The 9,512-nt window shown below is 66.9% G+C and carries 10 protein-coding genes; 4 read left to right on the forward strand and 6 right to left on the reverse strand.

Annotated features, from left to right (window positions below; all coding sequences use genetic code 11):
• Window positions 1–153: 153 nt before the first annotated feature.
• A complete protein-coding gene (locus D9599_RS32635) occupies window positions 154–279 on the reverse strand; it encodes a transposase (protein ID WP_198384893.1) in 126 nt (41 codons plus the stop codon).
• Window positions 280–660: 381 nt separating this feature from the next.
• Window positions 661–1,449, reverse strand: a complete 789-nt coding sequence (locus tag D9599_RS29405) for an enoyl-CoA hydratase/isomerase family protein (protein ID WP_198384894.1) — start codon at window positions 1,447–1,449, stop codon at window positions 661–663.
• Between the two features lie 246 nt (window positions 1,450–1,695).
• On the opposite strand from D9599_RS29405, the gene D9599_RS29410 reads away from it, so the two are divergent.
• Window positions 1,696–2,661, forward strand: a complete 966-nt coding sequence (locus D9599_RS29410) for an IS5 family transposase (protein ID WP_198384895.1) — start codon at window positions 1,696–1,698, stop codon at window positions 2,659–2,661.
• Window positions 2,662–2,805: 144 nt separating this feature from the next.
• Here the strand turns inward: D9599_RS29410 and D9599_RS29415 are convergent, their stop codons facing one another.
• Window positions 2,806–3,963 carry an enolase C-terminal domain-like protein gene (locus D9599_RS29415; protein WP_309228760.1) on the reverse strand — a complete coding sequence of 386 codons (1,158 nt, stop codon included), beginning with the start codon at window positions 3,961–3,963 and terminating at the stop codon, window positions 2,806–2,808.
• Window positions 3,964–4,113: 150 nt separating this feature from the next.
• Between D9599_RS29415 and D9599_RS29420 the strand changes: the two genes are divergently transcribed.
• Window positions 4,114–5,097, forward strand: a complete 984-nt coding sequence (locus tag D9599_RS29420) for a tripartite tricarboxylate transporter substrate binding protein (protein WP_198384897.1) — start codon at window positions 4,114–4,116, stop codon at window positions 5,095–5,097.
• 226 nt (window positions 5,098–5,323) lie between these two features.
• Here the strand turns inward: D9599_RS29420 and D9599_RS29425 are convergent, their stop codons facing one another.
• Window positions 5,324–7,213, reverse strand: coding sequence for an alpha/beta hydrolase domain-containing protein (locus D9599_RS29425; RefSeq protein ID WP_198384898.1), 1,890 nt, complete (start codon window positions 7,211–7,213; stop codon window positions 5,324–5,326).
• Between the two features lie 25 nt (window positions 7,214–7,238).
• Here D9599_RS29425 and D9599_RS29430 point away from each other — a divergent pair, with 25 nt between their 5' ends.
• Window positions 7,239–7,391 (forward strand): hypothetical protein, encoded by a 153-nt coding sequence (locus tag D9599_RS29430; RefSeq protein WP_198384899.1) that lies wholly within the window; start codon window positions 7,239–7,241, stop codon window positions 7,389–7,391.
• A 247-nt stretch (window positions 7,392–7,638) separates the two neighbouring features.
• Here D9599_RS29430 and D9599_RS29435 read toward each other — a convergent pair whose 3' ends face one another.
• Window positions 7,639–7,893, reverse strand: a complete 255-nt coding sequence (locus D9599_RS29435; RefSeq protein ID WP_198384900.1) for a hypothetical protein — start codon at window positions 7,891–7,893, stop codon at window positions 7,639–7,641.
• A gap of 481 nt (window positions 7,894–8,374) precedes the next feature.
• On the opposite strand from D9599_RS29435, the gene D9599_RS29440 reads away from it, so the two are divergent.
• Complete coding sequence (locus D9599_RS29440) at window positions 8,375–9,013, forward strand: hypothetical protein (protein WP_198384901.1); 639 nt, start codon at window positions 8,375–8,377, stop codon at window positions 9,011–9,013.
• Window positions 9,014–9,235: 222 nt separating this feature from the next.
• Here the strand turns inward: D9599_RS29440 and D9599_RS31785 are convergent.
• Window positions 9,236–9,512 (reverse strand): hypothetical protein (locus D9599_RS31785; protein ID WP_232481091.1); only part of this gene is annotated, 277 nt, incomplete at its 5' end.

The following is a 9,512-nucleotide window of genomic DNA, read 5'->3' on the forward strand; positions in this document are numbered from 1 at the left end:
GGAGCGACGATCCGCCTGGTGTCGGCATCCACACCGATGTGCAGCTTGCGCCACGACCGGCATGCCCTGCTCCGATGCTTCTCGACAAGCCACTCGCCCAGGCCACACAGCCGCAACCCCGTGCAGTCCACCAGCAGGCGCACGGGACGTGTCTTAGGGCGAGTTCGCGGCAACTCGAGCGTTTTTGGCCCGGCGGCTGAGGGCCGTGTGGTCCGGTACGGGCAGGTCGAGATCGAGCAGGGCGATGATGGAGTCGATAAGGCCTTCGGTCTGACGCAAGGCCAGGCCGAAATACGGCTCGAAGCGTCAGGGCCTTGGAGATGGCCAGCTGCGATTACCACGGCTGTCCGCCCCGCGTAGTCCGCGGCTCGGTTTTTCAGGCCGTAATCGCCGCCTCCGTGAACCAAAGGGTCAGACTGCCACAGCCGCGGAGAGCGGCATCGTACTCCGCCCAGTTCGTGGACCGGAACCGATGCTCCGGAATGTGCCGGCGACGGTCGGCGTTCGCCTTGAGCGGCAAGCTGCGCTCACTTGGAGGATGACGGGCCGCCGCCTCATCAGGCTTCTAACCTGCCCAGACCGTCAGGCCGACCGATGCATCACAATGCTTCTCTATGTTGTATGCAGGGGCGACTGGGTACTTACCGCCCCGGCGCGTTCCTACTTACCTTTGAAATTGAACTGGGGCCGACCACAGCCCTTTGCCATTACATCAACTGCTGCAGGGATTGCCATGCGGGTGTCCGCGCTTTCGAATAGCGGCATGGCTATGTCCATAAGCGCCTCGTCCGCTACGGTCGTACCGCCAGACACCCATGCACGCAGCAATGCCTTATGCGCGGCATGCGCCAGCATCGGACCGGCGGCAGCTTTGACGGCGAAAGCCATACCCTCAGCCAGAAGCTCAGCATCAGGGAGTACGCGATTGATGACGCCGTGGTGGGCCATTTCCTGCGCAGGCACTTGTTGCGAGGTAAGAGCCCATTCGAAGGCCTTAGATCGCCCGGCTCGCTCTGCGACCCGGTGGATCCCGCCCAGCAGCGTGACGATGGCGATGCTCTGTTCAGAGTGACCGAAACGTGCCGTTTCTCCGGCAAAGACGACATCTGCACGCAGCGCCAGCTCCGAACCGCCTCCGAAACATAGACCCTGCACAAGCCCCACGGTCGGTATTGAGAGTCTCTCGAACCGGTTGCACGCGGCGAGATAGCGCTCGAACAGTGTACGACGTTCGCGCTGCGTCATCTTCGGCCAAGGCAAAATATCCCCACCGAAAGAGAAATCCGTCCCATCGGCACGCAGAACCAGCGCGCGTACTTCGCTCGAACTGACGGCATCAAGCGCTATGTCGAATTCGGTGAGCATCTCCGCTGAAAGCCGGTTCTGCGGTGGGTTGTGGAGCGTGATGATCGCCACCGCTTCCTCATTGTCCAGAGTAGTTTGGGTCATGGAGCCAGCTCCTTAGCGAAGATGTTCATGAAACCATCTGACAGCGGCGCTGCTCGCAGCCGCGAACTCGGTCAGGATGCGGTGGAAGTGAGCTGCGTGTGTTCCGCGGTGGACACGGAAGCGGGCCTTAAGCCGTACGTTGGTTCGTGCGGATAAAGGTGGGTGTGTTGCACCGGTCGGCTTGGCGATCCACTCGAGCTAAGATCGGAGAGGACGATGCCCTGCCATCCTCAAGGGGAGCCGAGCTTGCCTTTCAAGGCGAATGCCGACCGGCGTCACCGCATTCCGAAGCAGCGCTTCCGGGCGACGAACTGGCGTGAGTACGACGCCGCCCTGCGCGGGCGCGGTAGTCTGACGGTCTGGTTCACGGAAGCGGCGATCACGGCGTGGAAGGCTGAGCCGCGGGCCACGCGCGGCGGGCAGCCGCGCTATTCGGCCCTGGCGATCAACACGGCCCTGACCTTGCGCGCGGTGTTCCGTCTGGCTCTCCGCCAGACCGAGGGCTTGATCGGCTCCATTCTGTCCCTGCTCAGTCTCGATTTGGCCGTGCCGGACCATAGTACTCTCAGCCGCCGGGCCGAGACATTGGAGGTGCCCCAGCCCCACTCTGGAACCCGCCCCGTGCACCTCATCGTCGACAGCACGGGGCTGCAGCTGTGCGGGCCTGGCGAGTGGCTGGTCGAGAAGCACGGGAGCAGGACGCGCCGGTCATGGCGCAAACTACACATCGGTGTCGATGCCGACCCCGGAAGGATCGTCGTCTCCGCACTGACCGCGAGCGACGTCGACGACGCCTCTCAGGTCGGCCCCTTGCTCGATCAGGTCGCGGACCCGATCGCCTCGTTCACCGCCGATGGCGCCTACGACCAGGATGGTGTCTACAGCGAGGTCACCGCACGGCACCCTGAGGCGGCCGTGATCGTGCCACCCCGGTCCAGCGCCGTGCCAAGTGCGACGGCCGAAACGGCACCAACTCAGCGCGACCAGCACCTCAGGATAATCGCCGAGCGTGGCCGCATGGGCTGGCAGAAAGCTTTAGGCTATAACTGGCGTGCCTTAATTGAGGCAGACATCGCGCGCTTCAAGCGGGTCATTGGCGGCGCACTGCGATCGCGCACGGACGCACGCCGCGCGACAGAAGTGGCCATCGCTGTTGGTGCGCTGAATCGCATGCTCGAGCTCGGACGGCCGGAGTATGTCCGGCTCGCGTGATCCCGGACCCACCGCCAGCCGACTGCGCCTCCAAGCTGTTCCGTGCAACGCAGCCCGTCCGTATACGTAGCCACCAGATCGGCGCCGGTTAGCACATCTAGCTTTCCTGCTACGGAAGCCGCTATCGCAGGCTGTGCTAACATTTTAATTCAGCAAGTGGGCGATGGCGGGTCGCAGGTCGTCCTTCGCCTCCAGGCCAAAGCCGGGGGAGGCACCCGGCACCACCCGGGAACCGACCAGTCGACACTCCGCAGCGTAGCCACCGAAGGGCTGGAACACGCCCGGATAGGCCTCGCAGCCGCCCAGTCCCATACCAACGACGATGTGCAGGTTGATCATGTGCCCGCCGTGAGGGAAGGCGAAGCGGCGGTCGAAGCCGTGCTCCTCCATCAGGGCGATCATGCGCCCGTACTCGACCAGCCCGTAACTGATCCCCGCATCCATTTGGAACACGTCCCGCCCTGGGCGCATGCCGCCGTGGCGTAGCAGATTGCGTGTATCGACGGCGGAGAAGAGGTTCTCCCCTGTCGCGATCGGCCCGTCGTAGCACTCCGCCACGCGGCGGTTGAGGTCGTAGTCCAGGGGGTCGCCAATCTCCTCATACCAGCGCAGGCCAAAGGGGCGGATCGCGTCGGCGTAGGCGATGGCCTCGTCGAAGCCGAAGCGGCCATTGGCATCCACCGCCAGACGACTGCCGTCGCCTGCCACCGTCAGCGCCTCCTCTATGCGCCGGACATCGTCGGCCAGCGAGGCCCCGCCGATCTTCATCTTGTAGGCGTCGAAGCCCATGTCGCGGTAGCGCAGCAACTCGTCCCGCAGCTGCCCTGCGCCGCCCGTACCGTAGTAGTAGCCCCCGGCGGCATAGACCGGCATGGCCTCCTGCGGTGTCGTTCCGAAATGGCGCGCAATCGTGACCCAGGCGGGCTCACCGCGCAGCTTTGCGTTCAGGTCCCAGAAGGCCAGTTCCAGCGCGCCGACGGCTCCGGCGCGGTCGCCATGCCCCCCCGGCTTCTCGTTGCGCATGGCGGTGGCCAGCACCTTGGCGGGGTCGAACCCGCTGCCTTCCGCGTCCAGCAGCGCGTCGGTGCCGGCAGCCATCATGCGGGGGATCACGCGGTCCCGTATGATGCCACCCTGGGCGAAGCGGCCGATGGAGTTGAAGGCCAGTCCAATCACTTGGCGCCCATCCCGCACCACGTCAGTGAGGACCGCGACGAGCGAAACCGTGTGCTCGGCGAAGTTCACAACGGCGTTCGAGATGTTGCCCTCCAGGGGGACAGACAGCTCGCGGATCTCAGTCACACGCAAGAGGTGGTTCCTTTCGGGGCGATGGTGATGCTCACTCTGGCTCTTAGAGGTCTCCGCCAGCCTGCACCCGGTCGGTCGCTTTGCCTACCGGATGAAGCTGCACCGCACCTCGCTGGCTTGAACACACTCAAGGAGAAACTGCACATGATCTGTACCACACGTCGCGGCCTGCTGCCGCTGGCCGTCGCTACCCTCGGAGGCAGGCCCATCCTCGCGCAGGAAGCCCGTCCCTATCCGGCCAAGGTCGTGCGCTTCATCGTGCCCTTCCCGCCGGGCCAGGGCACCGACATCACCGCCCGCCTGCTGGTGGATCGGCTGACCCCGATGTGGCCGGCCCGCGCCATCGTGGAGAACAGGCCGGGTGGAGGCGGTGCCATCGGCATGGAGGCGGCCGCCCGATCGGAGGCGGATGGCTATACGCTGCTGATGGGCTCGATCGGGCCGATTTCCGTCCTTCCGGCGGTCAGCAAGAAGCTCAGCTACGATACGCTGCGCGACTTCGCGCCGGTCGCCCGCGTGGTCGACCTGCCGCTCGTCTTTGTCGCAGGGCCGAACTCCGGCATCCGCACGCTGAAGGACATGGTGGACCGGGCAAAGGCGAGACCAGGGGAGCTCGACTACGGCTCCGGCGGCACCGCCTCCTCGCAGCACATGGCGATGGAGCTGCTCGCCTCCATGGCCGGGATCCGACTGAACCATGTGCCGTACCGGGGGAGCGGCCAGGCGCTGTCGGACCTCATCGCCGGCAACATCCCACTTATGTCGGATAGCCTTTCCTCCTCCCTGCCGCAGATCCGAGAAGGCAAGGCGGTGCCGCTGGCGGTTGCCTCTGCCCAGCGCCTGCCGCAGCTTCCCGACGTGCCAACCGCGGCCGAGGCCGGCGTGCCGGGCTACGAAGCAGTGGGCTGGGCCGGGCTGCTGGCGCCTGCGCGCACGCCGCCCGCGGTGATCGCCACGCTGAACGCGGCCGTGCGCCAGGCCATGGAAGGCCCGGAGATCGCGTCCCGCGTCGCCGAGCTCGGCGCCGAGCCGGCCGTCTCCTCCCCGGAGGAGTTCGGCCGCTTCATCGCAGCCGAGCTTGCGAAGTGGACCGAGGTGGCGCGTCAGTCGAACATATCGCTCGACTGATCAGTGGCACGTAGCGGTATATCCTTGTGCTGTCGGGCCAAGACACGTGCCGCTTCGGCCCAATGAACAGTCGTTTTTTGGCTGATGCACCGCACCCTCGCAGGCCTCACCGCAAACGTCACCCAGAGAGCTTTCACCTATTCTGGGGTATGTCCACTGATGTCTGCTCTCAGGAAGTCGGACGGGCCCAGCCTATGACCGACGTGGACGCAAAGCCGCCCATTGCTTAACGCAGCTGCGCCATTCGTCCATTCTCGGCCCGCGCGATGAGAGCTTCGGCATCTGCTGGCAGCAGCAGCCGCTCTGCCACCGCATCAGCCGCCGCTGCGCGCACGGCGGCGGCGTAGGCGCCATCGTCCGCGTAGCGCTCCGCGACAGAGGGGCGTGGGTCGCCCGCCGCCATCCGGGCCTCCTTCGTCGCGGCGAAAGGTACCACCGCCCCCTGCAGAGGGTAGAGCGTCATTGGGCTGAAGCCGTTCGCCCGCGGGTTCCATCCGGTGTAGCTGGCGCGCGGCGCGGCCAGTTGCAGGGCCCGCACGCCCGCGATGCTCATTCCATCGCCATCGAGCCGCGGGACAAAGACGGGATAGCGCCCGATCTCCTGCGGCGGCAGCACGGCTTGGTCGGAGTAGGCAGCGGAGGTGTGGATGCCGGCATAGGGAAGGCCTGGGATTGGCGCGGGCATCGCGGCGGCCGCCGCCACCAGCGTGCCATGGGAGCGCATGGGAACGCGGCTCGAGGGCGGCTCACGTCCGTCGGCCAGCCAGCTTTCCATCGCTGCCAGGAGCGCGCGCATGGGCGGACCCGCATGCATCGGATTGGTCGGCAAGGAAGCGGCTTCAATCCGTCCTGTCGTGCCGCCCGGCGCCTCGAAGTGCGGGGTGCCCGCGATCAGATAAGCGCGCACGTCCGGCGGCAGATCGATGTGGTGCCCCGCTGTATCGGTCACGAGGAGCGAGGCGCGCGAGGCCCACCACTCGTGCTCGCTATCGCTCTGCATCACCTTCGGGCAGGTGGAGGAAAGGCGGCAGCGCAGCAGCAACCCGTCACGCCGGCCGGAGAGCGGGTCCTCCAGAACCCCGTAGGTGAAGGGGAAGGTGTCGGCCTGCCAGGCCGGATCCTGCGGGTGGCGGGCGTTCCGGCCGGGCTGGCCGAACCGGACGTTCGTTGCCATGCGCCGAGCGCCAGCCACATGTGGCATCAATCCGTCGAAGACGACCCGGCCCTGTGTATCCTCGTTGAAGCCGAGGTGGAGGAAGTCCCGCAGGAAGCGGCCGGACTGGGAAACGCCGAAGCCGATCGTCCTGTGCACCGTGGTCCGGCCGGCCTTTGCCAGCGGATTGGCGGGCGAGCCGTCCCGGCGGAGAAAGGAGGCCACGTCCCGCACGGCGGCGAAGCCCACGCCCAGCACCGCCGGGTCGCGGCCGGTATAGGTCACCTCATAGAGCGCGCCCGCATCGAAGCCCTGGGCCGGGCGGGACACTTCGACGCGCTTCTCGTCCACTGCCCGGACCGACAGGCCTTCCGGCGTCTGACGCGGGTCCGACCAGGCCTGGCGCACGGTGACCTTCAGGCTCGCCGTGTCGGCGAGTGGCCAGGCAAGGGTGACGGTGGCGGGATTGCGAGAGTTGTCGAAGACGAACTCCTCCCGCACCGGACCACGGACGCCGCGCAGCACGGGCGCGGCCAGGGCGAGTTGGCCTGGGATGGAGGGGATATCGGACTGCCAGCCCACCCAGACCATGGTGGTGCCGCGTCCGGCCAGAAAACCAATGCCCGCATCCTCTGCGGTAGCCGCATTGTTCGCGCCGGGCTGGGCTGCGTCGTCGAAGAGCTGCGGCGCGAGCTTCCGGCCGCGGTTCGGCACGTCCAGGAGAAGGGTTCCGCTTCCCCGCGCCGGATCAGCCGGGCGAAGGATCGCCACGTCGGCAATGGCCTCGACCCGTCCCGCCGCGTTGCGCGGCGCCAGGTCGATATCGGCAATGACTGCGTTGCGCGGATCGGCTGGATCCAGGGCAATGGTCGCACGGCCGGTGATGCGACGATACTCACCCGCCTCGCCGAAGGAGCGTCCGGCGAAGGCTGGCGCGTCCTCCGTCACTTCAAAGCCGGTCACCTCGGCTAACACCGGTGTTGTGAGGATGAGCATCCCGGCCAAGACAGCCAACCGCTTCATGGACATTCTCCAAACCGTTTGCGCAAGCATCGGCTCGCCAACCCGGCAGGACAAGATCGACGACACCGGTTCCAACCTCTTCCTTCCTGATCGGCAGCCTACCGAGCAGGTCAGTTGAGAGCCTGAACCTGGGCCAAAGCAGCGCCACGACGATGTGCTGCGCCTGGACCAGGGCGCGTTAGGTTTGTTGCGTTGAAACATGTGTCCAAACGCATTCCGATCCTGCCAGCCGCGATCATCACGGAGCTGGATTAAGTGGTCTTGGACGCCAACTCGCGTTCCGCGCCTGCTCGCCGGATCCACGTAACGCAGGTACGGAGGCAGCGTCTGGGCAAGCCATGGCTGCCTCCGCGCTCTGCCAGGGGTCAGGCGAGGTCGTTCGGGCCGGCGGGTAGTGGTGTCGTATCCGGTTCACGTGCCGGTGGCTCATCCTTGGGTGCTGCATCGGCGTCAGGGTTCGAACTGTCGTTCGTCAGGTTCTGCGAGAGCCCGGCTGCAGCGTTGAGGCCCGTCGCCATCGCAGTCGCGGCCATGGCCGTACCGACGGCTGCGGCGACGGGCGCGGCCATTGTTGCCATCATGGCGGCACCCGCGCCGGCCATCGCAGCGGGAAGGGACATCGCCGTCTCGGCCTGCGGCTCATTTCCTTCATGCGGCGGCGCGGCGGGATCAGGGGAGTGCCCCGGGCCACTGCCGCCGTTGCTCTGATCCCTCTCGGGTGCGGACCGGGCACGCCGTGGGCGACGGGCCGCAGCGGGCGCTGCCGCCTGCGAAGTGGTGGCCTGTTCGGACGGCACCGGGCTCGAAGTGGCAGCGTCGGGCACCTTCCTCCGTGCCGCTGGCTGAGCCTTTGTCGTGCGCTGAGCCGAGGACTTCACCGGGGCGACAGAAGGTCGCGCCGTGCGGGTGCTGGCCGGTGTTGCCCTGCCCTTAGCGGCTGAGGAGGCCCGGGCCTGCACTTTGGGCTTCGCCGCAGCGCCTCGCGGCGCGGACGACTTCGTTGCTCGGGCCGAACTGGCAGCCGAGGACGCTCGCTTGCTGGACGCGGCTGCAGGTTGAGCGGGTCGCCGCCCCGATGTTGCTGCAGCGCGAGGACTGCGGGTGGCGGTCTTGGTTGTCCCCTTCGCCCCCAAGGCAGTGCGGCCCGGCGTCTTGGCCTTGGCTGCGCCGGGCCGGGAGCTAGCCTTTTGTGTCTTCGTCCTGGTGCTGCTGGGCGCTGGAGCGGCCCGCCGCGCCGGCGCCGCGGCTGGCTTCCTGGTCTGCTTGGTGGGAGTGGCGGTGGTGCGAGTGCCGCGCGCGGTACTCTTGCCAGTGGCCTTGCCGGCTGCCGCCGCTCGGGGTGCCGCGCTGCGCCGGCTGGCGGGGGGAGCGGCCTTCTTGGCACCGGCCGCAGAGGCTGGCTTGCGCTCTGCCGTCGCCGGGCGTGACCCGCGTGCGGGCGTCTTCACGGCCCCCTTGCGAGCAGCCCGTGCCTTTGGCGCAGCAGGCTTGCCGGTGCGCGACGGAGCCGCCGTGCTCGTCTTGCTCCGGGCGGCTGTGGTGGCGCTACGGGCACTCGGCACAGCCGCGGGGGCTGCGGCAGCCTTCCGGCTCGCAGTCGCGGGCTTGCTGCGCGTGGTGGACGCTGATGGCCGGCGGCCGGCTGCGGTCGGGCGCGGACGCGTCTTGCTGGGTGGGGCGTTGTTGCCGGGACGTTTGGCCATGATCACCTCCGAGACAAGCGGGCGGTTGATGGAGTAACCGATTCGCATAGTGCGCTCTCGATGGTGCTGTGCAATCACCTTCATCGGAACACTGCACTCGGCCGGGATCACGACGACCGATCCTCTCGACCTCGGAGAGCCATACCCGTCAGGACTGACAGCAGCCATTGAAGCCCGGATGCGCGAGTACCAGGCCGAATACGAAGAGCTTCTCCGCGAGAAGGTGTGCCGGATCTCCGGCCGGAACTGGCTGAGGAACTCAGCATAAAGCGTGCTCCCCTGTAATGGTGGAACCAGCTCGTGAGCCCGCCAGCAAGGTACTAGCAAAGAGAGCAAGAACGGCCAGGGCCGAGGACAAGGGCGATGCCCGGATCATCCCGACGGCCGATGCGTCGCCGACATCAGCTGTCAGACGAGTGCGCCCCGAAAGCTCGATCTTGGATCTTGTTTTCAGAAGCTGACCATCTGCTTCCGGCCAAGACCCACAGTCTCGCACCGCCAGAGTGAGGCGCAGCAAGGGATCGCGGCCAGACAGT

The organism is Roseomonas sp. KE2513 (assembly GCF_016107305.1).
Classification (GTDB): domain Bacteria; phylum Pseudomonadota; class Alphaproteobacteria; order Acetobacterales; family Acetobacteraceae; genus Roseomonas.

What these genes read in the sequence shown, in the direction of transcription:
- D9599_RS29405 (WP_198384894.1), bottom strand. Translation starts at nt 1,449, where the DNA reads ATGACCCAAACTACTCTGGACAATGAGGAAGCGGTGGCGATCATCACG.
- D9599_RS29420 (WP_198384897.1), top strand. Translation starts at nt 4,114, where the DNA reads ATGATCTGTACCACACGTCGCGGCCTGCTGCCGCTGGCCGTCGCTACC.
- D9599_RS29430 (WP_198384899.1), top strand. Translation starts at nt 7,239, where the DNA reads ATGAGCATCCCGGCCAAGACAGCCAACCGCTTCATGGACATTCTCCAA.
- D9599_RS29435 (WP_198384900.1), bottom strand. Translation starts at nt 7,893, where the DNA reads ATGTCCCTTCCCGCTGCGATGGCCGGCGCGGGTGCCGCCATGATGGCA.